The sequence below is a fragment of the Hyphomicrobium sp. CS1BSMeth3 genome (assembly GCF_900117415.1).
Lineage (GTDB): Bacteria > Pseudomonadota > Alphaproteobacteria > Rhizobiales > Hyphomicrobiaceae.
Genome location: NZ_FPEI01000004.1, coordinates 666,594 through 688,218, shown reverse-complemented (window position 1 = coordinate 688,218; position 21,625 = coordinate 666,594). Strand labels below are relative to the sequence as shown.

Genomic DNA, 21,625 nt, shown 5'->3' with positions numbered 1-21,625 from the left:
CGACCCCAAAGGGTGTGCCGCGCGCTGTGACAGTGGGGTGCTTTGCTTGCGCGGGCCTCGCCGCGCTGTTGCTGCTTTGTCACTGCAACCGAGGAGTGAACCGCGGCTTACCGGATAGGGCCGCGGCGGCGATGCGCCTGGCTATGCCATTGGGGTCGCATTCATGTTTTTGCGGACAGAGTGCATCCAGCGCGGGTGATCCTGCGCTGTGCCGGATGCATCTGTCGCATTGCCGATCGGGGCCTTGCGCTGTTTTGCTCGCAGATGAATAGGCCTCGGGGCCGGACTCGCCAGGTAGAAAGAATGAGCGAATACTCGCCCCACGCATCCGAGTCCTATAGCGCCGCGCGTCCGCTCGGATCGGCCCACACGGAGGAGAGGCAGGGCGTGCTGACGCTCGGGGCCTTCCTCGTCGTCGGTGCGGCATTCGTGGTTTATCTGCTGTCCGCCCTCTATCTCGATACGCGTGACGGGACTTCCTATTTCGGTGCCGATCCGGACTACTACGAGTTGATGGCACGCCACGCCTACGACCATACGGCTGCGCGTTTCCATCCAGGGACGGTCGTCCTCGGGCTCGGATGGATGAAGCTCTTTTCGCCGCTCGAGGCCTGGATCGCGCCGCACATACTCCTGAAGGCGATGTTCGCGGCCGTGGGCGCGCTCGGCGTTCTAGGGGCTATCGTGGCGTTCACGGTCCTGCTGCCGCGCGGCTACGGTCTGCTCGGTGGGATGATTTACGCGAGCTCGCTCGGCGTCTGGTACTTCGCCGCGATACCGGAATCGAAGATCCTCACGGCCTCTCTGTCCGCGCTGTACATCGCCGTCTACGTGCTCTATCGGGACGACTGGAATGCACGGCGCACAATCGGGCTGAACGCCATCCTGGCGGTTGCCTGCTTCAACGAGATCGTTGCGGGCTTTCTCATCGCCATACCCGCCGTCGACGCGTGGCTGCGCGGGATGGTTTGGTCACGGATGCGCTGGATCGCAGTGCAGGTGGCTGTCACCCTGGCCGCGCTGCTCGTGCTCGAGATTTTCGTCAATGGCTGGATTGTTCCGGAAAGCACGAGCCGGGCGGAGCAGTCGCACTTCGCTTTGTTCATCGACTACGTCCTGAGGTTCAACTACGGCCCGGACAAGATTCATGATTTCATCGCGAGCTGGTTTTTCTTCAATCTCGTTGCGCCGACGCCGCACGCCCTGTGGTGGTCTCAGTTCGGTGGCTACTTCGAGCCAAGCGTAGCGGCCTACCGCTGGTCGCCGATCGCGATGGTGACGATGCTCGTCATCGGCCTTCTGATCGTGGCGCCATTCCTGCCCGGCATGCGGGGAGCCTCCTTCGGCGCTGCGAACGGCCTTCTGTTGCCGCTTGCGGCCTACGCGATCGTGCGAGCGATATTCTTCGTCATATTCATTCCGAATGAATCGCTGCTGTTCAGCCCTGCGGTGACGGTTCCGCACTGGCTGTTCGTGCTTGTGCCATTCGCGGCGTCGAACTTTCCGGCGAAGCGAGCAGTGCTCGCCGTGCTGTGCGTTCTGCTCTTCGTGACGAACGCCGGCTTCATGGTCGGGCCCGACGGCTGGGCAGCCGTCTGGACCCGCATCGCGGGCTCCTGAGCGACGCGCGCTTAGCCGATCTCGAGCACCACGCGGCCCCGGATCTTGCCGGCGAGGATCTCTGGCGCGAGGGTGATCACGTCGCTGATCGGCCGCTTGACCGCCATCTGATCGAGCTTGTCGATGTCGAGGTCGCGCGCGAGCCGTGTCCAGGCATCGAGGCGGCGCGCGTGCGGCGCCATGACACTGTCGACGCCGGCGAGCGTGACGCCGCGCAGGATGAACGGCGCAACGGATGACGGCAGATCCATGCCCTGCGCGAGCCCACAGGCGGCGACGCAGCCATCGTACTTCGTCATGGCAATTGCATTGGCGAGCGTGTTCGAGCCGACCGAGTCGACGGCGCCTGCCCATCGCTCCTTGCCGAGCGGCCGCGCGGGACCGGAGAGCTCCGCGCGATCGATGACCTCGCTCGCGCCGAGGCCCTTCAGATACTCGGCCTCCGAAGCGCGACCCGTCGAGGCGATGACCGTGTAGCCGAGCTTGCCGAGGAGCGCGATCGCCACCGAGCCGACGCCGCCTGCCGCACCCGTCACGAGAACAGGACCGCGGTCGGGCGTGATGCCATTGCGCTCGAGCGCCAGCACGCAAAGCATCGCGGTGTAGCCGGCCGTGCCGATGGCCATGGCCTGCGCCGGCGTGAACGCGGGCGGCAGCGGCACCAGCCAGTCCGCTTTGACACGCGCGCGCTCCGCATAGCCGCCGAGGTGCGTCTCGCCGACGCCCCAGCCGTTCAATACGACGCTGTCGCCGGCTTTGAAGGCGGGATTGCCGGAAGCGATCACTTCGCCCGCGAAATCGATGCCGGGGATCATCGGCCAGCGGCGCACGACCGGGGCCCTGCCCGTAATGGCGAGGCCGTCCTTGTAGTTGATCGTGGAGTGCGACACGCGGACCGTCACATCGCCGTCCATGAGGTCGGCATCGGTCAGCTCGGTCCACGCGGCATGAGGACCGGCATCGCCCTTCGTCAACAGCAAGCCTTTGAACGATGACATATCTGCCTCCCTGGCGCGGACCTCTGCTTGCCCCGGCTTTACGCCACGGGCGGGCGCCTGTCGAGCTTGTGTCACGCCGGGGCCTTGCAGGTCGCCGCAGGGCCTGAAATGTGTTTTCTACAGCGGCATTGACGCACTTGTCAGGCTGCGGCGGCTCTGGGATCGTCGTCCCGGATTTCAGGCCGGCCGGATGATGGGCGAGGTGACGCCGTGAGGCGTAGGGCGCGGAATGCTGGCGTGCTGCAGGGGGCACTCGCGGGCCTCGGCCTCGTCGCGCTCGCTGGCTGCGAAGGCACGAGCGTTCTCAAGACGGAAAGCCTGCAATCGTCGGTGAGCCTGCCGACCGCGGTTTCGATCGGGAACTACACCAGCAACCATTCAGAGCCCACGCACGAGATCTACTCGCGCGTCGCTCGCGGGGCCAAGGCCTGCTGGTTCGGCCCGGGCAAGCCGCTCGAAAAATCCTACGTCTTCGAAGGCAAGCTCGAGCCCGAGAGCGAAGGCGGTGCCGCCGAGGTCGCCGTCCACATCCGCACGCCGGATCAGCCGAGCCCGCGCGGCGGCAAGGTCTTCATCGTCTCGATCACCAGGGATGGCGGGGGCACGAGCCTCGCCGCCGAGAACCGTCGCATACCCGAGACGCTGGCGCCCACCATGCGCGCCGACGTCGCCCGCTGGGCCAAGACGGGCTCGGTGGAGTGCGGTGAGCTGGAGGTGGCGAACCCGATCTCAACGGCGTCGATCGCTTCGGCTCTGCCCGAGCGCAAGCCGGCGGCAAAGAAGGCCAAGGCAAAGGGCAAGAAATAGCCGCTGCCGGAGCATACGGAGCATGAAACGAGCTAGGAGACTGCGGCCGCCTCAGCAGACGCTTCGGCGCGTGGTCCAAGGCGCATCGTGCGCTGGCGAATACGCTGGCCGGTCGTCTCGCGCTCGGCGGGCGGCAGGATGTCGAGGCTCGGCCAGAGGCCCGTAATGAGCGTGCGCGCATAGCCATTCGCGTGGCCCGAGCGGCGCATGGCGGCGGCCGCCGTGTGGTGGTCGTAGGCGAGGCGGTGCGTCGAGAGCAGAACGCCGCCGTCGATCGCGCGGATCAGGCCGTACCAGACCTCGGCCGTGCCGTCGTTGGCGGGCATTCCGATGACACCCGGATTGAACCAGACGCGGCGGCCGACGCGCGCGATATACGGGAGGCCCGAGTGGCCGGCGATCGTTATGTCGGCTCCGCTCAGAACAACCTCTTCGGCGAGCACGTCGCGCTCCGACTGGAAGACCCAGCGATTGACGATCGCCGTGCCGCCATGGACGACGCGGAAGGAGCGGCCGGCGTAGTCGAAATGCAGGGTTCCTGGAAGGCCGCCCATCCACGCACGCATGTGGTCGCTCATGCGGGTGTTGGCATAGGGATACCAGCCCTTGGCGAGGGCCGCGCATTCGGTGCCGTCCTCGAAATTGCAGGCGCAGTCCTCCGCCGCGACGGCAAGCTGCTGCTCGCAGTTCCCTTGAATGACGTGGCAGCCCCAATCGGCCACGAGGCGCGCTGTTTCCTCGGGGCTAGCGCAGTATGCGACGATGTCACCCGTGCAGATGACATTGCCGGGCGGAATGCCGAGCACGTCGGCCCGCCGGCGCAGGGCCTCGGTCGCCTCGAGGTTCGAGTATGGCCCCCCGAAGACGAGGAGGGGCTTTGCCGTGTCGAAGGAGATCGCCTCGGGCTTCACTGGGGCCTCCATGGGAGGCGAGCAGGCTGGCGCGTGCCGCAGCGTGCGTCAAGCGTCCGCAGAAAGACATAAAGATTTCTTTATATCCGCCTTGCGGCGCTGCGGCTCTGCCGCTATACAACGCCGGTCCATTCATGCCCGCGAGGCCGCGTCCGCGCCATTGACGTGCGGCCGCCGTGCCGGGTCTGCAGGCCATCCTCAGCCGAGAAAGGCGCCCCATGAGCACCAAGGACTACATCGTCAAGGATATTGCCCTCGCAGATTTCGGCCGCAAGGAGCTCTCCATCGCCGAGAGCGAAATGCCGGGCCTGATGGCGACGCGCGCGGAGTACGGCCCCAAGCAGCCGCTCAAGGGCGCGCGCATTGCCGGCTCGCTGCACATGACCATCCAGACGGGCGTCCTCATCGAGACGCTGAAGGCGCTTGGCGCCGACGTGCGCTGGGTCTCCTGCAACATCTATTCGACGCAGGACCATGCCGCTGCCGCGATCGCTGCCGCTGGCACCCCGGTCTTCGCCGTTAAGGGCGAGACGCTGGTCGAGTACTGGGACTACACCGCCAAGCTGTTCGACTGGCACGGCGGCGGCTATCCGAACATGATCCTCGATGACGGCGGCGACGCGACGCTGTTCATTCATCTCGGCGTGCGGGCCGAGAAGGGCGACACCGCCTTTTTGAGCAAGGCCGGATCCGAGGAAGAAGAGATCCTGTTCGCGCTGATCAATCGCTGCCTCAAGGAGAAGCCGAAGGGCTGGTTCGGCGAGATCGCGAAATCCATCAAGGGCGTTTCCGAGGAGACGACCACGGGCGTTCATCGCCTCTACGAGATGCAGAAGGCTGGGACGCTGCTGTGGCCGGCGATCAACGTCAATGACAGCGTCACGAAATCGAAGTTCGACAATCTCTACGGTTGCCGCGAGTCGCTGGTCGACGGCATTCGCCGCGGCACCGACGTGATGATGTCGGGCAAGGTCGCGTTCGTCGCGGGCTACGGTGACGTCGGCAAGGGTTCGGCGGCATCGCTGCGCCAGGCCGGCTGCCGCGTCCTCGTTTCCGAGATCGATCCGATCTGCGCCCTGCAGGCGGCGATGGAAGGCTACGAGGTCGTGACGATCGAGGATGCGCTCTCGCGCGCCGACATCTACGTCACCGCGACCGGCAACAAGGACATCATCACCCTCGAGCACATGCGCGCGATGAAGGATCGCGCGATCGTCTGCAACATCGGCCACTTCGACAATGAGATCCAGGTCGCGGGCCTCAAGAACTTCAAGTGGACGAACATCAAGGATCAGGTCGACGAGATCGCGTTCCCGAACGGCAACCGCATCATCCTGCTGAGCCAGGGCCGTCTCGTGAACCTCGGCAACGCGATGGGCCATCCCTCGTTCGTGATGTCGGCCTCGTTCACCAACCAGACGCTCGCCCAGATCGAGCTCTTCGCCAACAACAAGGACGGCAAGTACAAGAAGGAAGTGTACGTGCTGCCGAAGCACCTCGACGAGAAGGTCGCCATGCTCCACCTCGCCAAGGTGGGCGCGAAGCTGACCAAGCTCTCGAAGGAGCAGGCCGACTATATCGGCGTCACGCAGGCAGGCCCGTTCAAGGGCGATCACTATCGCTATTGAGGGCTGCGCCCTGAGGCTGCAGCAGGCCGAGAGACCAGAATGGGCGCCCCAGGGCGCCCATTCGCTTTGGGAGGCCCCAGACCGCCCCGGCCGGCCGCGCGCCGGGCGCGGTTGTGACATGCTCCGGCGGCGCTCCCCCGATCGCGGGACCCGGCGCATATTCGCCGGCCGGCCCGCGAGGTTCCGCGTGCCGGTATCCAAACCATGCCAGCACCATGCCCGGCCGCGGGGGTTGAATTCGGCTCTTGTTTCAGGGCCCTCCGGTCGTCCATAAGACGGGCAACATGCCGCCCGCTCCCGCGGGGCCAGGCTCACGAGGAAACGTCGAATGTCCACCCGCCAGGACGGTGCGCCCTCCCCTGTCGTGCGCTCGCGCGCCGATCTCGTCGACTGGATTGCTGCCGGCTGTAAGCCGGCCGACCAATGGCGCATCGGCACCGAGCACGAGAAGATCGTCTTCCATACCGATGACCTGAGCCCGGTGCCCTACGAGGGCCCACGCGGCATTCGCGCGATCCTCGAAGCCTTGGCCGTGCGCTATGGCTGGCTGCCCATCATGGAGGGCGAGAACATCATCGCCCTCAAGCGGCCCGACGGTGAGCCGGTAGCGACGGTATCGCTGGAGCCGGGCGGTCAGTTCGAGCTTTCGGGTGCGCCGCTCGAGACGCTTCATGAGGTCGCCGACGAGACGCAGCAGCACCTCGATCAGGTGAGCGCGATCGGCAAGGATCTCGGCGTCGGCTTCCTCGGCCTCGGCTTCTCGCCGACCTGGACGCGCGAAGAGACGCCGCGCATGCCCAAGCGCCGCTATGCGGTCATGACCCGCTACATGCCGCAGGTCGGCAAGGGCGGTCTCGACATGATGTACCGCACGGCAACCATCCAGGTGAACCTCGACTTCGGCAGCGAAGCCGACATGGTCAAGAAGCTGCGCGTCTCGCTGGCGCTGCAGCCGATCGCGACGGCGATCTTCGCCGCCTCGCCCTTCACCGAGGGCAAGCCCAATGGCTTTCTTTCCATGCGCAGCGAGGTCTGGCGCGACACCGACAAGCGGCGCACGGGAATGCTGCCCTTCGTCTTCGAGGAGGGCATGGGCTTCGAGCGCTATGCGGAGTACGCGCTCGATGTGCCCATGTACTTTGTCTATCGCGACGGCGAGTACATCGATGTCGCCGGCGCTTCATTCCGTGATTTTCTGGAGGGCAAGCTCGCGGCGCTGCCCGGCGAGCGGCCGACCATCGACGACTGGTCCGATCATCTCACGACGCTGTTCCCCGAAGTGCGCATGAAGCGCTTCCTCGAAATGCGCGGTGCGGACGGCGGGCGCTGGCGGCGCATCTGCGCGCTGCCGGCCTTCTGGGTTGGCCTGCTTTATGACCAGACGGCGCTTGATGCAGCGTGGTCGCTGGTTAAGGACTGGACGGCGGAGGAGCGCCAGGCGCTCCGCGATGGCGTGCCACGCCTCGCGCTCAAGACACCGTTCCGCAATGGGAAGCTTCTGGAGATCGCGCGCGAGGCTGTCGCGATCTCGCGTGGTGGTCTCGCCGCGCGGGCGCGCAAGAATGCGCGTGGGCAGGACGAGCGGGAGTATCTGGCGCCTGTCGAGGAGATCGTGGCTTCGGGGCGTACGATCGCCGAGCAGTTGCTCGAGGCCTACCACGGGCCGTGGAAGGGTGATGTCCGCCGCGTGTTCGGCGAATACGCGTTCTGAGGAAATCAAATTCCCTCTCCCCGTGAAGAACGGGGAGAAGGGGAAGTGGGTGGCGCCATTAGTCACCGCTCAGCTCAGCGCCTTCCGCACAGCACTGACCGCCGCGCCCGTTGCGGCGATGAGGCCCGCATCGAGCGGCGGGGCTTGCGAAGAAAACTTCGCGATCACGATCTGATTGACCGGGTCGATGAACAGGTTCTGCCCGTGAATGCCGAGGCCTGAGAGCAGCGGCGCGCGACCGCGCTCGACATACCACTTGGCGCGATAGTGCATGGTCGCACCCGGGAAGAACTCGACGAAGCTGCCGGCATTCCAGGCGTCGGTGTCGCCGTTCTCCAGGATGTCGGCAATCCAGCTCTCGGGGATGATCTGCTTGCTGCCGCGCGCGCCGCGCTCCAGGATGAGCTGGCCGATGCGAGCGAGATCGCGCGTCGTCGTGCACATGCCGCCGGCACAGCGCGGCGCGCCGAGCCGATCGACCGTGATGTAAGCACTCTCCGCGGCGCCCATGGGCTGCCAGATAAGCTCACTCATGAGATCGGCGAAGCGCCGTCCTGCCGCGCGCTCGACAACCCAGCCGAGCAGGTCCGTGTTCACGGAGATGTAGTGGAAGCGGCCGCCATGTGGTTGGTCCGCCTCGGTGAGATTACTGTAGAACGAGCGCAGATCCGTGGGCGTTTCGCCCGGTTCGAGCGGGTTCCAGTTGGTCGACTTGCGATAGGCGACGATCGGGCCGGAGGTCGCCAGATAGTTCTCGTCGAAGACGAGGCCCGTACGCATGTCGAGCAGATGACGCACTGTAGCACCGGTGTAGGCCGTCCGCGCGACCTCGGGCACGTAGTGCGTAACCGGCCGCTCGACATCGAGCACGCCCTGGCCAGCGAGCACGCCAGCGACGAGCCCGAGCATAGACTTGCTGACGGACATGAGAATGTGCGGCGAGCGCTCGGTCATGCCGTGGCCGTAACGCTCGAAGATCACCGCGCCCTTGTGCAGGACGACAATGCCGTCGGTGCTGCTGTCGGTCAGAAACTGGCTGAACGGCACGGATTTGCCGCCCGGCATGGCAACCGGCAGGCGATCGAGATCCTGCGGTGCCGACTTCAGCTCCCGAACGCGCGCCGGATCATGGGGGATGTCGGCGGTGGGGATGATCTCGCGCACATGGTGGAAGGCCCAATGATTGAACGGGGACTGCCGCCAGTTCGCGAGCGTCACCTGGTCTTGCGTCGCGGGCGGAAAGCCCTCCATCAATCGAGCGGCCATGGTGCGTCCCCCTGTTGGTTAATGTCGTGCTGGCTACGGCAAGCTTAGGCCATTCGGCGGGCCGAGCGAACATGCACAGGCGCGGGGCGGCCTCGGCGCTGGCAGAATGGCTGGCGGCACACGATATTGTTCTCGTCAGCATTCTCGAGAACGGGGCTGCCCATGACGACCTCTCCAGTCTTGCGCCTTCTTTCCCTGCCCGCGGCCGCTGTCGCGCTTGGTTTGTTCGCGGCGGCGACGCCGGCCTTCGCTGCCGCCTGCCTCATCCCGAATTCGCCCTGCTATCCCTGGGCCATTCGCGAGGGCGACGAGGATACCGTGCTCCTCGAAATCATCCCCAATAACGCCGACACGGGTGCCATCTATCGCGTCTGCGTCTGCCCAGGGACGCCGGACATCTCCGTGGTCTTTGATTTCTTCGAGGCGAAGCGCGCGCTGGGCGTCCTGTCGAGCCGCGCGGAAGGTCCCGTGTGCCGCGACTTCCGCATTCAGACGAGCCGCCAGTCCCTGCTCAAGCTTCGCCGCGCCAAGGAGGGCACAGCCGCCATCGAAGGCTGCTACCAGACCTACTGAGGTATGTCGGGAACCCGCCGCTATCGTCGTGCGTTCTTATTTGTCGGATGACTGAAAGCACGAGAAGGGAACAATGGACGCAAAATCACTCATGATTGTTGTGCTGGCTGTAGCCGTAGCCGTGCTCGGCTACCTCTATTGGGACAGCCAGCGCACGACCGTCGACATCAACTTGCCGGGCGTGCGCATCCAGGGAAAATGATCCGCGACGGCCGCGCGTAGCGGCCGTACCACCTCAATCGACCGCAGCCAGCGGCTTGCTTACATCCTCCAGAGGCTTTCGCTCGGCGGGAACGGCCCATATGGCCGCAATGATCGCCGCGGCGATCATGAGCCCCGCGCCGATCAGATAGCCGATGAGCACGCTCGAGCGCGATCCCGTCTCGATCAGAATGCCGAAGAGCCAGGGGCCGGCAATACCGCCGACGCCCGTGCCGAGCGCGTAGAAAAAGGCGATCGCGAGGGCGCGGATCTCGAGCGGGAATGTCTCGCTCACGGTCAGGTACGCCGCGCTCGCGGCCGCCGAAGCAAAGAAGAACGTAATCATCCAGGCCATTGTCAGATGGGAGGCTGACAGCATCTCCTCGGCGAACATGAAGCCTGTGAGCGCCAGCAGGAGGCCGGAGACCGTGTACGTGATGGCAAGCATGGGCCGGCGGCCGATCGTGTCGAACAAGCGGCCAAGGATGATGGGGCCGAGAAAATTCCCGACGGCGAAGGGCAGAATGTACCAGCCCACGTGGTCGCTTCGGATGCCGTAGAACTCCATGAGGATGAGTGCGTACGTGAAGAAGATGGCGTTGTAGAAGAAGGCCTGCGCCGCCATCAGGCTGAGGCCGACCAGCGTGCGCTGTTGCTGCGCGCGAAAAAGCGTATGGGCCACCTCGGCCAGAGGCGTGTGGGTGCGCGCGCGCAGGCGGATGGTCGGCAGCGGTCCCGGTGGCAGTTCGTGGCCACGGCGGCGGAAGTCGTTTTCGAGGGCCGTCACGATCGCCTCGGCCTCGATCGCGCGATTGTGCGTCATCAGCCAGCGCGGGCTTTCCGGTATCCACAGACGCATGAAGAAGATGACCACGGCCAGTATGGCGCCGATCAGGAACGCCAGACGCCAGCCGATGTCCGGTGCGAAATACGCGGGATCGAGCAGTATGATCGAGGCGGCCGCACCCATTGCCGCGCCAACCCAGAAGCTGCCGTTGATTGCGAGATCAGTCCAGCCGCGCACGCGCGCGGGAATGAGCTCCTGGATGGTCGAGTTGATGGCGACGTACTCGCCGCCGATGCCCGCGCCCGTCATGAACCTGCAAAGCATGAAGCTCCACAAATTCCAGGAGAGCGCTGTCGCGGCGGTGGCGACCAAATAAACGGTGAGCGTGATGAAGAAGAGTTTCTTGCGGCCCAGCCAGTCCGTCAGCCAGCCGAAGAACACCGCGCCGAGGACGGCGCCTGCGATGTAGGCGCTGCCGGCCAGTCCGATGTCCGTATTACTGAACTGAAGAACAGGGCTCTGGCGCAGGGCACCGGCAACGGCGCCGGCGAGCGTCACCTCGAGCCCATCGAGTATCCAGGTGATCCCGAGTGCAACTACGACAAGCGTGTGAAAGCGTCCCCACGGCAAGCGGTCCAGGCGCGCGGGAATGTCGGTCGTGACGATAGCGCCCGATTGCGAGGCCGCGTCTTGCAATTCGCCTCCTCCTTTCGCGGGCAGGATCAGGCGAGCAGGCTTGCTTCGCCTTTCCTCTCAGGAATGACGAGAGTTAAACAACTGCGGCCCGCGCTCGTTCCCGAACGCAGGCACCATTCCCGCAGGAGCATCACTTAGCTTCTGTCGGCCAACGCGCCCTTGGGCCGCGTTCGGCGGCCGCGCCTATCCGCCGGCCGCGAGCGTGCGCAGGCCTCGAGCCACCTCGTAATCCGAGATGATCTTACGGCAGACCGCGAGCGGGATGCCGTTCGCGCGCGCGTACTGCTCGACGGCATCGCGCCCGTCCATCTCGAAGATGATCAGCAGCTTCTCGGCGAGCTTTGATGTGGAGTTCGGCATGAGCCGGACCACACGCGATTCGCGCGGCGAATTCGCGGCGACATTCCGTCCCTTCGATGATTGACTTGTCACGGATTGCGCATATCGACGCCGGCCATCGGGCTCGGTGACAGACGCAGCGATCACGTGAGCGGAGGCGGCTCCATGCCAAGGCTGGCCGCTGCTGCTGCCGTTGCCGCGTAGATCACATACCGGCTCCAGGGCCGCCATTTCGGGCCGCCTTCTTTCACCATCTCGAAGACGCGCGAGCTTTGCAGCACATCCTCGAACTGCGGGTACACGTAGACGACATAGACGTCGCGGGGCTTTGTCTTGAGCGATGCTTCGAGATTGGCAATGACGTTCTGCAGGATCTCTCGCCCGAACGGATCGAAGAGGAACAGAACGACCGGCTCGTCTCCGTAGTCGAAGTCGAGCGCATCCATGCATTTCAGCTCGAATGCCGCGCATTGCTGAGATTCGGGTTTGTAGCGCTCGATGTTGATCTCGGCGCTGCGATGCAGGTGCTCCGAGAGTTCCACGCCGACGATCTTCGCGAAAGGAAACTCCGACGCCACGAGCAAGGCGCGACCCTTGCCCGATCCCATGTCCACGAATGCGAACTTGTTCGGCTGCAGAGGGATCGAGCCGAGAATCTCGTAGATCGTCGAAGCCGTCGTCGGCACATAGAAGTGGACCGCCGTCTTCTGGTTGCGCTCGAACGTGGGAGCGGACGTATCCGTGCCGAAGCGCGCATCGAAGGCTTCGATCCGCTCCTCGATGTAGGATCGCGCATACTCGAACAGATAGAAGATCCGGCCGATCACCGGACCGTTGAGATCGAGCGGGCCTCGGAACACCTTGGTCAGCAATGGATTCAGGGTGGCCATATTTTTCTCCAGCTTGGGGCCGCGTTCGGCTGGCGGCACGGCGACAGTGCGTGCGCGCAAAATGCGTCGAAGGCGCCCATGGGGGTCGTGTGGTGCTGAGATGCCGCCTGGATTGAGGCAGATGGTGGGAGCAACCTTGAAGCCGCGACGAAATGCGCCAGGTGAGTTCAAGGGAGCAGGGAGAGGTTTTGCCTATTGTTGAGCCAAAGTGGGAAAAAAATGCGCGACCGAATGGCGCAGCGAGAGGCAGCTCAGATCCGCTGTGAATGGTGGCTGATGCGGACGGACCGAGGGAATAGTCTCGAACCCACAATCTAAAGTCGCTGCGCCGACGGCGGCTAGGGGGGCGCGAAGCAATGCTCATCGACGTGCACGCACACGGGTTCAGCGAGGAGCTCGTTCGCCGGATGGCCGATACGCCCGGCCTGGGATTTCCACTGCAGGCGACCGGCCCACGCAGCTATCATCTTCCCGGCTACGGCACGTTCGATCCGCTGCTCTATGACCTCGATGCCCGTCTGGAGAGCCTGAAGCGGAGAGGCGTGGCGCTGCAGCTCATCTCACCTTCGCCAAGCATCATCTCGAATGGTGCCAAGGTCCTGAGCCTCGAGGAGACGCGGCTTCTGAATGCCTCCACGGCATGGATGGTCGCGAATGGCGAAGGCCGAATTGCCGGACTTGCGGTGCCGGCTCTGGGCGATCCCGCCATTGCGGCGGATGAGCTTCACCGCGCCGTTGAACAGCACGGATTCTCGGGTGTCGTGCTCAGCACGTCAGCGGGTCCGCTCACGCTGGACAATCCCGCCTTCGAGCCGCTGTTCGCCGTGATCGAAACGCTCGATCTGATGATCTTCATGCACTCGACGTCGTCGGCGCTGAGCGCCACGCAGACCGAGTACACTTTGCGCACGCTCGTTGCCTGGCCGACCGAGACGACGGTCGCCGTCACGCGGCTCATTTTTGCAGGTGTGCTGGAGCGCCATCCGCGCCTGAAGCTCGTCCTGTCACATGGCGGCGGCACGCTGCCAGCGCTCGCAGGCCGGCTGGATCTCGGCTGGAGCGCACCGCAGTACGAGGCGAATCCGGCCTGCCGCGCCAACATTTCGCGCCCACCCAGCACGTATCTCAGGAGCCTCTACTACGACACTGTCGTCGCCAGCCCTGGCCTGCTCGAATTCATCATCAGGACCTATGGTCCGGATCACGTGCTGTTCGGCACGGACTTCCCCTATGAGATCGGCGATGCGGAAGGCGATCTGGCATTGCCGATGCTTGCAGCTCTTCCCGATGCCGACCGCGAGATGATCCTGTCCGGCAATGCACTGAGATTGCTGGGCGGCCGCGCTCCCCGCGGGGCGTAGCGGCCGTAGCCGACGACACAAACTCGACGCGCCATGACGGCGGCGCTGCTCTTGGAATACCAAAGGGCGCCCGGTCGACGCCGGGCGCCCTCTTCATTCGCAATGATATGAAGTTTAGCAGCGCTTCTTCTTGCCGAGCACTGCCTTGACCACGCCCGTGCACGCCTTCTTGATCTCGCCGTTACGTCCGTACGGTTTACGCGCGAATGCTTCGTGGCCTGCAATGATGGCGGCGCCACCAACCACCGCTGTAACCGGCGTAAGCGGCGCGCTGATAGCGACCTGCGCCTGCGAAGTGGACGCGAGGCCGGAGGCTGCAATGAAGGCGGCCGCGGCAGTAATCTTGACCAGCGTAGTCTTCATGAACCGATCTCCATTCTCAATAGATGCGCATTTCAACAATCGAGGAGATAGGTGCCACCTGGGACCGCTGTTAGAGAGCCAATGTCTCTTCTCACATCATGGAGCAGCAGCTCTGCTCAATCCGCAAATTGCGGAAAGATTCGGCAAAATGGCTCGGGTGGGGCATTGGAGCGGGTGAGGGGAATCGAACCCCCGTCATCAGCTTGGAAGGCTGTTGCTCTACCATTGAGCTACACCCGCATCTCCAGCGTCGCGCCGTTTTAGCGTGTTACCCGCCATTGGCAAGTGGGTGAGATGTGCGCGGGCCGCTCCGACGTCCTCTCCCGTGGACGAAAATGTAGCGACTGTGTCATGCTCTCCCGGGGGAGTTGGAGCGGGGGGCCGCAATGTCCAGCAAGTTCGACTACAACGCGCCGGTGGCCTACATCCGCGACGCGACGGCCGCACATGCGCCGGGGGAGTACACCGAGCGTCGCCTCGGGCTCGCCAATGCCGTGCGGCTCGCCATCGAGCGCCACAAGCCGGGCGAGACGCCCGCGATCACCGGGACAGGCGTCCAGCTCCATGGCATCGAGGCCATACGCGCGGTGCGCGCGCTCGAGGATTTCCCGGCGGACTGAGCCCCGCCTTCAGCCGATGCGGCCGAGGTGGGTGTCCTTGAAGCCCGTGCCGTATTTGAGGCCGTAGCCGAGCATCCGGTCGGTGCCGATGTGGAAGAGCCAGATCAGAGCGACGGCAACGGCCGGAATGGCGCCCGCAAGATAGGCGAATGTGCCGAGCAGAATGGGCCCGATCGTGCTGTGCACGAGATTGTAGACGACGGCGCCGACGCGCGGTCCCGCCAGATACGCGGCAAAGCTCAGGTCTGGGGCCAGCAGCAGCAGCGCGAACAGCCACCAGGATTCCCCGAGGTGCGTGTAGGTGACGAGCGCGGCGGCGGCGAGGGCTGCACCTTCGAGCTGCAGCGTGCGCCGAACCGCGCCCGTCGGGGCTGGGACTGCATGAGGCCTTTCTGGAGCGGTTGACACCGGGATCTCTGCGTGGTTTTGGCTTAAGCGGACGAACCGGGTCTGGGCTCGACTACGTGGTTCTCACGCTGCGGTATAGTATCTATCGCGCTCGCGACCATGATGGCGATGACCAAAAATTGCTGTCTCAAATTGAACTCGCGCAGGGGTTTCGGTCCATCACTATTTAGAGTGCATGTGTATTCGAGCACATCGCGACCAAAAGCTCCTAGGCTATGATTGCGAAGTCGCTTGACGTCGTCCTCAAGAATTCGGGTCCGTTCGCGCTTCCTTAGATGAGCCATGTCGTTTCTGATTTTGTTTATCTCATGTGCGAGGTCGAAAATCGGTCCTGTTGCGCCCAACGCCCGCAACGACTTCATGTGCTGAGAATAGTATTGATGCTCTAATTCTGCGTAGTGAGGGAATTTCTGTTCAAGCACGCGCACCATTGCGCGCTCGATTTGCAGATGTGCCCGAAGCACAACCCCCACATCGTCGTTGGACGAAAGGGCTTCAGCAAGCTTCTCTGTGTCGACCTTGGTCACAAAGACCGGCTGATCGACCATCGGCGTCTCCTTGCAGGCTGGTCTAGGTCAAAGCGGTATGTTGTCGTGCTTCTTCCAGGGGTTCTGGGCTTGCTTGTTGCGCAGCATGTTGAGCGCGCGGCAGATCCGGCGACGCGTGCCGTGTGGCATGATCACTTCGTCGATGTAGCCGCGCTCGGCGGCGACGAACGGGTTCGCGAAGCGGGCCTGGTACTCGTCGATGCGCGCCTTGATCTTCTCGGGATCGCCGAGCTCGGCGCGATAGAGGATCTCGGCCGCGCCTTTGGCGCCCATGACCGCGATCTCGGCCGAGGGCCATGCGTAGTTCACGTCGCCGCGAATGTGCTTCGAGCTCATGACGTCATAGGCGCCGCCATAAGCCTTGCGCGTGATGACGGTGATTTTCGGCACGGTGGCTTCCGAGTAGGCGAACAGCAACTTGGCGCCGTGCTTGATGAGGCCGCCGTACTCCTGCGCCGTGCCCGGCAGGAAGCCTGGCACATCGACGAAGGTGATGATCGGGATCTCGAAACAGTCGCAGAAGCGCACGAAGCGCGCGGCCTTGCGCGAGGCATCGCTGTCGAGCACGCCGGCGAGCACCATGGGCTGGTTGGCGACGATGCCGACCGTGCGGCCTTCCATGCGCGCAAAGCCCGTCACGATGTTCTTCGCGAACTGATCCTGGATCTCGAAGAAGTCGCCTTCGTCCACGACCTTGAGGATCAGCTCCTTGATGTCGTAGGGCTGGTTGGGATTCGCGGGAATGAGCGTATCGAGGCTCATCTCGATGCGGTCGGGCACGTCCTTGGTCGGGAGGAGCGGCACGCCCGACTTGTTGTTGGACGGCAGGAAGTCCATGAGCCGGCGCATCTGCAGCAGCGTCTCGACGTCGTTCTCGTAGGCGCGGTCGGCAATCGAGGACTTGGTCGTGTGCACCTTGGCGCCGCCGAGCTCTTCCGCGGTGACCGTCTCGTTGGTCACGGTCTTCACGACATCGGGGCCGGTCACGAACATATAGCTCGTGTCCTTCACCATGAAGATGAAGTCGGTCATGGCCGGCGAGTAGACGTCACCGCCTGCGCACGGTCCCATGATGACCGAGATCTGCGGGATGACGCCGGAAGCCAGCACATTGCGCAGGAAGACCTCGCCATAGCCGCCGAGCGCCGCGACGCCTTCCTGGATGCGCGCGCCGCCCGCATCGAAGAGGCCGATGATGGGCGCGCGGTTCTGCAGCGCCATGTCCTGGATCTTGGTGATCTTCTTCGCGTGCGCCTCGCTGAGCGAGCCGCCGAAGACCGTGAAGTCCTTGGCGAAGACGTAGACGACGCGACCGTTGATCGTGCCCCAGCCGGTGACGACGCCGTCGCCCGGGAACTTGGTCTTCTCCATGCCGAAGTCCGTCGAGCGGTGCTCGACGTACATGTCGAATTCCTCGAACGAGCCCTCGTCCATGAGAAGCTCGATGCGCTCGCGGGCCGTGAGCTTGCCGCGCTTGTGCTGGGCTGCGATGCGGGCTTCGCCGCCACCGAGCCTGGCGATGTCGCGCCGCCGCTCGAGCTCCTCGAGAACATTCCTCATGGATTTCTTGCCCCTAGTGCACTGCAACGTGAGTTCCAGGCGTGTCTAGCACGGGGGGCGGAAGGGGGCAAAACGGAAGGTTGGGATGGTTTTGGCGGCGGGGCACTTGCGCATCCACTTTCCCCCCTCTCCCCATTGGCTTCAATGGGGAGAGGGTCGGGGTGAGGGGCAGCGGCAAACTCCGACGTCGCACAAGCTCCTGCCCCTCATCCTAACCTTCTCCCCGTGAAGGACGGGGAGAAGGGACCTGCCGCGCTTGCCGCGAGCACTGCAGTCCTTCTCAGACATACGGAAGGCATGGCCACATTCGATCGCTGTCGCTATGGCGGCCGCGGGCATAGCACCACGACGGAATGCGAAGCACCTCTTCCCGGCAGCCCGCGGCGACAAGATCAAACATGCGCCTGGAGGCGCTGCAGCTTCTTGAGGCGCTCCGCGATATCGCCAGGCGCCAGCTCGATGTTCGCGACGCGCGGCGTGTAGCTCGGGGCCACCGAGCGCCCGATCTCGTCGAGCCAGACGAGCGTGCGCTCGATGAAGGTCGCGACCGGGATGTGCGAGACGTCCATGTCCTGCCAGAAGCCGCGCTGGACGATCTCGGCTTCCTCACGCTGGGTCCACACAGGCAGGATGAGCGTATTCGGGACTTCGGTCGACGCAGCGAAGGTCGGGCCCTGGTCATCCTCGAGGATATAGAGCCCGCCCTGACCGACAGCCTGGCGCACGAAGCTCGCGAGAATTTCCTGGCGGAGCCGCTCGAGGAGCTCCGTGGGCTCGATCTCGGGCTCGCAGGGTGCAGCAAGCCAGTTCGTGCCGACGGCGCGTTCGAGCTCGCGCAGCTTGGGCAGGACCTCGTGCATGAAATCAGCGAGCGGGATCGGCTTGACGCGCGGCTCGGTCGCGACCTTCTCGGCAGCGCGCTCGGCGTCCTCCTGCTCGGCCCAGAAGATCGTGGCTTCGCGGGCGCGCCGCGTCGGCGAGGGCAGACGTGCGAGACCCTCGGCGCCGGCCACAGCCCATACCGTGCGGGACGCAACGACCTTGCGCACGAAATCGGCCAGTACGGCGGCATGGCGCGGATCGACTTGCCGCAGCAGCATTGCTCCCCTCCCACGCTCTTTGGTCCGGTCGCGGCTAGTGTCCCGATCGCGAAGTTTGCCACCATTTGCGGCGGGCTTTCGAGCGAACTTCACGATCGAAAGGACACTAGCAAGTCTATGATTCTAGTGTGGTTCAGATTTCGAAGTCCGCTTCCGACACCTGCCGCGAAGGGGTGGCGGACTTCGGAATCACCACACTAGCGCGCGCCGGCTGGGCAGGGGCAGTACATCGCAGAGGCGTAAAATTGAGGTTACGCCGACCGTATGCGAACTAACCTCGACTGAGGCCCTTGGCTTCCAGTTCCTTAAGATACTGGGCCCAACGTTTATCTTTCTCGCGCCCGAGCAGCGCGAGGTAGGACCACGTGTAGAGGCCGGTGTCGTGGCCGTCGTCGAACACGATCTTCACCGCATAGTTGCCGACGGGCACGAGGTCGCGGATCTTCACGTTGCGCTTTTTGCCGACCGTGACGCGTTGCTCCGGCGAATGGCCCTGCACCTCGGCGGACGGGCTCATGACGCGCAGCATCTCGGCTGAAAGCTCGTAGCGCCCGCCATCCTGGAATGAGACATCGAGTGCGTCGGCGCCGGGCTTCACCTTTAGGGATGGCGGCGGCACGCGCTGGCCGGCGGCGCCGGAAAGCTCGTCCCAAGCCTTGGCCGCGAGGTCGCGGAAGATCTGTGCATGCTGGCTCTCGGGCTCGGCGGCGACGATCGGGCGGCCTTCGTCCGAGCGCGCGCGGATCGACATGTGCAGCGGCACTTCACCGAGGAAGGGAATGCCGAGCTTGCGCGCCTCTTCCGCCGCGCCACCATGTCCGAAGATGTCGGAGCGCTCGCCGCAGCTCGGGCAGAGGAAGTAGCTCATGTTCTCGATGATGCCGAGCACGGGAATGTCGGTCTTGCGGAACATGGCGAGGCCCTTGCGGGCGTCGATGAGCGCCAGATCCTGCGGCGTCGAGACGATGATGGCGCCGGAGAGCGGCACCTGCTGCGCCATAGTGAGCTGCACGTCGCCGGTGCCGGGCGGCATGTCGATGACGAGCACGTCGAGCTCACCCCACTCGACCTCGCGCAGCATCTGCGTGAGCGCCGAGACGACCATGGGCCCGCGCCAGATGATCGGCGTGCCTTCGTCCACCATGAAGCCCATGGACATGGCCTTGAGGCCGAAGCCTTCCATGGGCTTGAGGCGGTTCGAGCCCTCGATGACTTGCGGGCGCCCAGAGAGGCCGAGCAGGCGCGGCTGCGAGGGACCGTAGATGTCGGCGTCGAGAATGCCGGCCTTGAGCCCGATCGCCTGGAAGCCGAGCGCGAGATTGACCGCCGTTGTCGACTTGCCGACGCCGCCCTTGCCCGAGGCCACGGCGATCATGTGCTTGATGCCGGGCACGCCGGCCGAGGGGCGGCCGCCAGGCGCAGGCTGCGGGCGCGCTGCGGCTTCGCGGGCAGCGCTCTGCTGTGCGCGCACCTGCTGGACGCGCGAACTGTCCGCACGAGGCGGGGCCGCGCCAGCATTGCCGCCGCGCGCCGCTTCTGCGGTCAGCACCGCGGTCACGCCCTGCACGCCGGGAATGTCCTTCACGACCTTTTCCGCGGCCTGCCGGAGCGGCTCGAGCGCGGCCGCCTTGTCCGGCGGGACGGTGATGGAGAAATAGACCTTGTCGTCGCGGAGCAGGATCTCGGAGACGAGGCCGAGGTCGACGATGTTGCCCTCGAGATCGGGCCCCTTGATGCGCTTCAACTGCTCGAGAATCTGGGATTTGGAAACCGCCATCTGAGTTCCTCTCGGGGATCGAGGCCGCGCCGCTGCGGAGGCGCGCGGGCGCAGGCGGGCGCCGATCATAAGGCACCTGTTCTCGAGGGCTATATGACAGAACAGAGCAGAAGTGTCATCCGATCGCCGGAAGACTTGGTGATCAGAAGTCAGGCGGCGGGATTTCCCCTCTCCCCGTGCTTACGGGAAGAGGGGAAAAGACGTCCTCAGAGCTTGCAGCCCGTGCCCGGATCGGCGAGAGCCGGCGCGGCAATGCCGACCACCTTGTTCAGCCCGCCTTCGGCGCGCCGCAGATAGATATTGTGGACGATCTCCTGCGAGGCCGACATCGAGATCGGTCCGCGCGGGCTCTCGATCTTGGCGCTGCGCATGGCCTTGTAGAGATTGGCCTCGTCCTCGATGTTGCCTTTGACCGCTTCGATGCCGACCGCGAGGAGTTGGGCTGCGTCATAGCCCTGCACGGCATAGACATCCGCCTCGCGCTGCGTGCGGTCCTGGAAGGCCTTGCGGAAGACCTTGTCCCTCGCATTGTCGAGGTTGTCGCCATAGTGGAGGGCGGTCTCGATGCCCTCGGCGGCGGCACCCTGAGCGCCGAGCACGCCTTCCGTGAGGAAGCCCGAGCCACAGAGCGGCACCTGAATGCCGGCCGACTTGTACTCCTTCACGAACTGCACCGCACCGCCGCCAGCGAAGAACACGCCCACTGCCTCGACGCCGAGGCCGGGGATCTGCGCGAGCAGGGGTTGGAAGTTCGTGTCCGGGAACTTGAGCGTGAGCGTGCGCACGACCTCGCCGCCATGTTTGGCAAGACCCTCCTTGAAACCCTCGCCGGCTTCATTGCCGGCGGCGTAGTCCCAGGTGATCCATGCCGCCTTCTTCACGCCCTTGGCGCCGAGCGCCAGACCCATGCCGTAGGCGGGCTGCCAGTTCGTGAAGGATGTGCGGAACACGTTCTTGGCGCAAAGCGCGCGCGTCACGGCATTGGCGCCGGCATTGGGCACGATCGTCAGCGTACCGGTCTCGCGCACGACCTTGTGGATGCCCATCTGCACGCCCGAGTGCACGGTGCCGATCAGCACATCGACCTGATCGCGCTTCACGAGGCGGTCCGTATTCTGCGGCGCGTTCTCGGGCTTCGATTCATCATCGAGCTTGATGATCTGGACCTCGCGCCCGCCGAGCTTGCCGCCCTTCTCCGCGATCAGCATCTCGACGGCGAAGGTAATGTTTTCGCCGAGCTTGGCGAACGTGCCCGAGTAGGGGAGCATCAATCCCACTTTGAGCGGGCGCGCCTGCGCGATAGCCCAGCCGGTTGGCACGGTCGATGCGGTGACGGTGGCGAGCGCGCCCTTCATGAGGCCGCGGCGGGTCGGACGAATTTTCTCAAACGACATCGGCTACGTTCCCTCCAGTTGGACCGAGCGCCCATGCGGCGCGCGCAAATTATTGGCCGCAGGTCGG

General features: G+C 64.6%; 20 protein-coding genes, 1 tRNA gene and 2 pseudogenes. 8 read left to right on the top strand and 15 right to left on the bottom strand.

Features of this window, described 5'->3' with window-relative positions:
- Nucleotides 1–387 precede the first annotated feature (387 nt).
- The gene (locus CS1BSM3_RS07460) at nt 388–1,620 is read left to right on the top strand and encodes a hypothetical protein (RefSeq protein WP_174263645.1); all 1,233 of its coding nucleotides are present in this window, start codon (nt 388–390) and stop codon (nt 1,618–1,620) included.
- 11 nt (nt 1,621–1,631) lie between these two features.
- Here CS1BSM3_RS07460 and CS1BSM3_RS07455 read toward each other — a convergent pair whose 3' ends face one another.
- Complete coding sequence (locus CS1BSM3_RS07455) at nt 1,632–2,618, bottom strand: acrylyl-CoA reductase (NADPH) (protein WP_072386368.1); 987 nt, start codon at nt 2,616–2,618, stop codon at nt 1,632–1,634.
- A 210-nt stretch (nt 2,619–2,828) separates the two neighbouring features.
- Here CS1BSM3_RS07455 and CS1BSM3_RS07450 point away from each other — a divergent pair, with 210 nt between their 5' ends.
- Complete coding sequence (locus tag CS1BSM3_RS07450; RefSeq protein WP_174263644.1) at nt 2,829–3,425, top strand: hypothetical protein; 597 nt, start codon at nt 2,829–2,831, stop codon at nt 3,423–3,425.
- 32 nt (nt 3,426–3,457) lie between these two features.
- Here the strand turns inward: CS1BSM3_RS07450 and CS1BSM3_RS07445 are convergent, their stop codons facing one another.
- Nucleotides 3,458–4,336 (bottom strand): metallophosphoesterase family protein, encoded by an 879-nt coding sequence (locus tag CS1BSM3_RS07445; RefSeq protein WP_210188748.1) that lies wholly within the window; start codon nt 4,334–4,336, stop codon nt 3,458–3,460.
- A 218-nt stretch (nt 4,337–4,554) separates the two neighbouring features.
- On the opposite strand from CS1BSM3_RS07445, the gene ahcY reads away from it, so the two are divergent.
- Nucleotides 4,555–5,964, top strand: coding sequence for an adenosylhomocysteinase (gene ahcY / locus CS1BSM3_RS07440; protein WP_072386365.1), 1,410 nt, complete (start codon nt 4,555–4,557; stop codon nt 5,962–5,964).
- A gap of 328 nt (nt 5,965–6,292) precedes the next feature.
- On the top strand, nt 6,293–7,675 hold the full coding sequence (locus CS1BSM3_RS07435; RefSeq protein ID WP_072386364.1) for a glutamate--cysteine ligase: 1,383 nt from the start codon (nt 6,293–6,295) through the stop codon (nt 7,673–7,675).
- 69 nt (nt 7,676–7,744) lie between these two features.
- Here CS1BSM3_RS07435 and CS1BSM3_RS07430 read toward each other — a convergent pair whose 3' ends face one another.
- Nucleotides 7,745–8,941 (bottom strand): serine hydrolase domain-containing protein, encoded by a 1,197-nt coding sequence (locus CS1BSM3_RS07430; protein WP_083528412.1) that lies wholly within the window; start codon nt 8,939–8,941, stop codon nt 7,745–7,747.
- Nucleotides 8,942–9,103: 162 nt separating this feature from the next.
- Here CS1BSM3_RS07430 and CS1BSM3_RS07425 point away from each other — a divergent pair, with 162 nt between their 5' ends.
- Together CS1BSM3_RS07425 and CS1BSM3_RS28775 are read left to right on the top strand one after the other, a co-directional pair.
- Nucleotides 9,104–9,514, top strand: coding sequence for a hypothetical protein (locus CS1BSM3_RS07425; RefSeq protein ID WP_072386362.1), 411 nt, complete (start codon nt 9,104–9,106; stop codon nt 9,512–9,514).
- Between the two features lie 73 nt (nt 9,515–9,587).
- Nucleotides 9,588–9,716, top strand: coding sequence for a hypothetical protein (locus CS1BSM3_RS28775; protein ID WP_280174730.1), 129 nt, complete (start codon nt 9,588–9,590; stop codon nt 9,714–9,716).
- 33 nt (nt 9,717–9,749) lie between these two features.
- Here CS1BSM3_RS28775 and CS1BSM3_RS07420 read toward each other — a convergent pair whose 3' ends face one another.
- From CS1BSM3_RS07420 to CS1BSM3_RS07410, 3 genes are all read right to left on the bottom strand, one after another.
- Nucleotides 9,750–11,198 carry an MFS transporter gene (locus CS1BSM3_RS07420; protein WP_072386361.1) on the bottom strand — a complete coding sequence of 483 codons (1,449 nt, stop codon included), beginning with the start codon at nt 11,196–11,198 and terminating at the stop codon, nt 9,750–9,752.
- Between the two features lie 183 nt (nt 11,199–11,381).
- The gene (locus CS1BSM3_RS28205; protein WP_174263643.1) at nt 11,382–11,558 is read right to left on the bottom strand and encodes a hypothetical protein; all 177 of its coding nucleotides are present in this window, start codon (nt 11,556–11,558) and stop codon (nt 11,382–11,384) included.
- A gap of 122 nt (nt 11,559–11,680) precedes the next feature.
- Entirely contained in the window at nt 11,681–12,427 is a 747-nt protein-coding gene (locus tag CS1BSM3_RS07410) for a class I SAM-dependent methyltransferase (protein ID WP_072386359.1), read from the bottom strand.
- 356 nt (nt 12,428–12,783) lie between these two features.
- Here CS1BSM3_RS07410 and CS1BSM3_RS07405 point away from each other — a divergent pair, with 356 nt between their 5' ends.
- Nucleotides 12,784–13,788, top strand: coding sequence for an amidohydrolase family protein (locus CS1BSM3_RS07405; RefSeq protein ID WP_072386358.1), 1,005 nt, complete (start codon nt 12,784–12,786; stop codon nt 13,786–13,788).
- Between the two features lie 114 nt (nt 13,789–13,902).
- Here CS1BSM3_RS07405 and CS1BSM3_RS07400 read toward each other — a convergent pair whose 3' ends face one another.
- Together CS1BSM3_RS07400 and CS1BSM3_RS07395 are read right to left on the bottom strand one after the other, a co-directional pair.
- Entirely contained in the window at nt 13,903–14,151 is a 249-nt protein-coding gene (locus CS1BSM3_RS07400) for a hypothetical protein (protein ID WP_072386357.1), read from the bottom strand.
- A gap of 166 nt (nt 14,152–14,317) precedes the next feature.
- Nucleotides 14,318–14,391: transfer RNA gene (locus tag CS1BSM3_RS07395), tRNA-Gly, on the bottom strand.
- Between the two features lie 146 nt (nt 14,392–14,537).
- On the opposite strand from CS1BSM3_RS07395, the gene CS1BSM3_RS07390 reads away from it, so the two are divergent.
- Nucleotides 14,538–14,771: a hypothetical protein gene (locus tag CS1BSM3_RS07390; RefSeq protein WP_072386356.1), complete on the top strand. Its 234-nt coding sequence runs from the start codon at nt 14,538–14,540 to the stop codon at nt 14,769–14,771.
- Nucleotides 14,772–14,780: 9 nt separating this feature from the next.
- On the opposite strand, the gene CS1BSM3_RS07385 is transcribed toward CS1BSM3_RS07390, so the two are convergent.
- From CS1BSM3_RS07385 to CS1BSM3_RS07360, 7 genes and pseudogenes are all read right to left on the bottom strand, one after another.
- Entirely contained in the window at nt 14,781–15,179 is a 399-nt protein-coding gene (locus CS1BSM3_RS07385; protein WP_072386355.1) for a DUF4260 domain-containing protein, read from the bottom strand.
- Nucleotides 15,180–15,202: 23 nt separating this feature from the next.
- Nucleotides 15,203–15,727, bottom strand: a complete 525-nt coding sequence (locus CS1BSM3_RS07380; protein ID WP_072386354.1) for a hypothetical protein — start codon at nt 15,725–15,727, stop codon at nt 15,203–15,205.
- A gap of 27 nt (nt 15,728–15,754) precedes the next feature.
- On the bottom strand, nt 15,755–17,287 hold the full coding sequence (locus CS1BSM3_RS07375) for an acyl-CoA carboxylase subunit beta (protein WP_072386353.1): 1,533 nt from the start codon (nt 17,285–17,287) through the stop codon (nt 15,755–15,757).
- A 392-nt stretch (nt 17,288–17,679) separates the two neighbouring features.
- Nucleotides 17,680–18,387, bottom strand: coding sequence for a DUF2750 domain-containing protein (locus CS1BSM3_RS07370; RefSeq protein ID WP_072386352.1), 708 nt, complete (start codon nt 18,385–18,387; stop codon nt 17,680–17,682).
- A 271-nt stretch (nt 18,388–18,658) separates the two neighbouring features.
- Nucleotides 18,659–18,973, bottom strand: a pseudogene (locus CS1BSM3_RS28535) (DUF971 domain-containing protein); the annotation flags it as partial.
- A 54-nt stretch (nt 18,974–19,027) separates the two neighbouring features.
- Nucleotides 19,028–20,164: pseudogene (locus CS1BSM3_RS07365) on the bottom strand (Mrp/NBP35 family ATP-binding protein); the annotation flags it as partial.
- Between the two features lie 206 nt (nt 20,165–20,370).
- On the bottom strand, nt 20,371–21,558 hold the full coding sequence (locus CS1BSM3_RS07360; RefSeq protein ID WP_072386350.1) for an ABC transporter substrate-binding protein: 1,188 nt from the start codon (nt 21,556–21,558) through the stop codon (nt 20,371–20,373).
- Nucleotides 21,559–21,625 lie beyond the last annotated feature (67 nt).

Bases quoted from the DNA above. Each gene is read 5' to 3' on its own strand.
- CS1BSM3_RS07455 (WP_072386368.1), bottom strand. From the start codon at position 2,618: ATGTCATCGTTCAAAGGCTTGCTGTTGACGAAGGGCGATGCCGGTCCT.
- ahcY (WP_072386365.1), top strand. From the start codon at position 4,555: ATGAGCACCAAGGACTACATCGTCAAGGATATTGCCCTCGCAGATTTC.
- CS1BSM3_RS07435 (WP_072386364.1), top strand. From the start codon at position 6,293: ATGTCCACCCGCCAGGACGGTGCGCCCTCCCCTGTCGTGCGCTCGCGC.
- CS1BSM3_RS07430 (WP_083528412.1), bottom strand. From the start codon at position 8,941: ATGGCCGCTCGATTGATGGAGGGCTTTCCGCCCGCGACGCAAGACCAG.
- CS1BSM3_RS07425 (WP_072386362.1), top strand. From the start codon at position 9,104: ATGACGACCTCTCCAGTCTTGCGCCTTCTTTCCCTGCCCGCGGCCGCT.
- CS1BSM3_RS28775 (WP_280174730.1), top strand. From the start codon at position 9,588: ATGGACGCAAAATCACTCATGATTGTTGTGCTGGCTGTAGCCGTAGCC.
- CS1BSM3_RS28205 (WP_174263643.1), bottom strand. From the start codon at position 11,558: ATGCCGAACTCCACATCAAAGCTCGCCGAGAAGCTGCTGATCATCTTC.
- CS1BSM3_RS07410 (WP_072386359.1), bottom strand. From the start codon at position 12,427: ATGGCCACCCTGAATCCATTGCTGACCAAGGTGTTCCGAGGCCCGCTC.
- CS1BSM3_RS07405 (WP_072386358.1), top strand. From the start codon at position 12,784: ATGCTCATCGACGTGCACGCACACGGGTTCAGCGAGGAGCTCGTTCGC.
- CS1BSM3_RS07400 (WP_072386357.1), bottom strand. From the start codon at position 14,151: ATGAAGACTACGCTGGTCAAGATTACTGCCGCGGCCGCCTTCATTGCA.
- CS1BSM3_RS07390 (WP_072386356.1), top strand. From the start codon at position 14,538: ATGTCCAGCAAGTTCGACTACAACGCGCCGGTGGCCTACATCCGCGAC.
- CS1BSM3_RS07380 (WP_072386354.1), bottom strand. From the start codon at position 15,727: ATGGTCGATCAGCCGGTCTTTGTGACCAAGGTCGACACAGAGAAGCTT.
- CS1BSM3_RS07375 (WP_072386353.1), bottom strand. From the start codon at position 17,287: ATGAGGAATGTTCTCGAGGAGCTCGAGCGGCGGCGCGACATCGCCAGG.
- CS1BSM3_RS07370 (WP_072386352.1), bottom strand. From the start codon at position 18,387: ATGCTGCTGCGGCAAGTCGATCCGCGCCATGCCGCCGTACTGGCCGAT.
- CS1BSM3_RS07360 (WP_072386350.1), bottom strand. From the start codon at position 21,558: ATGTCGTTTGAGAAAATTCGTCCGACCCGCCGCGGCCTCATGAAGGGC.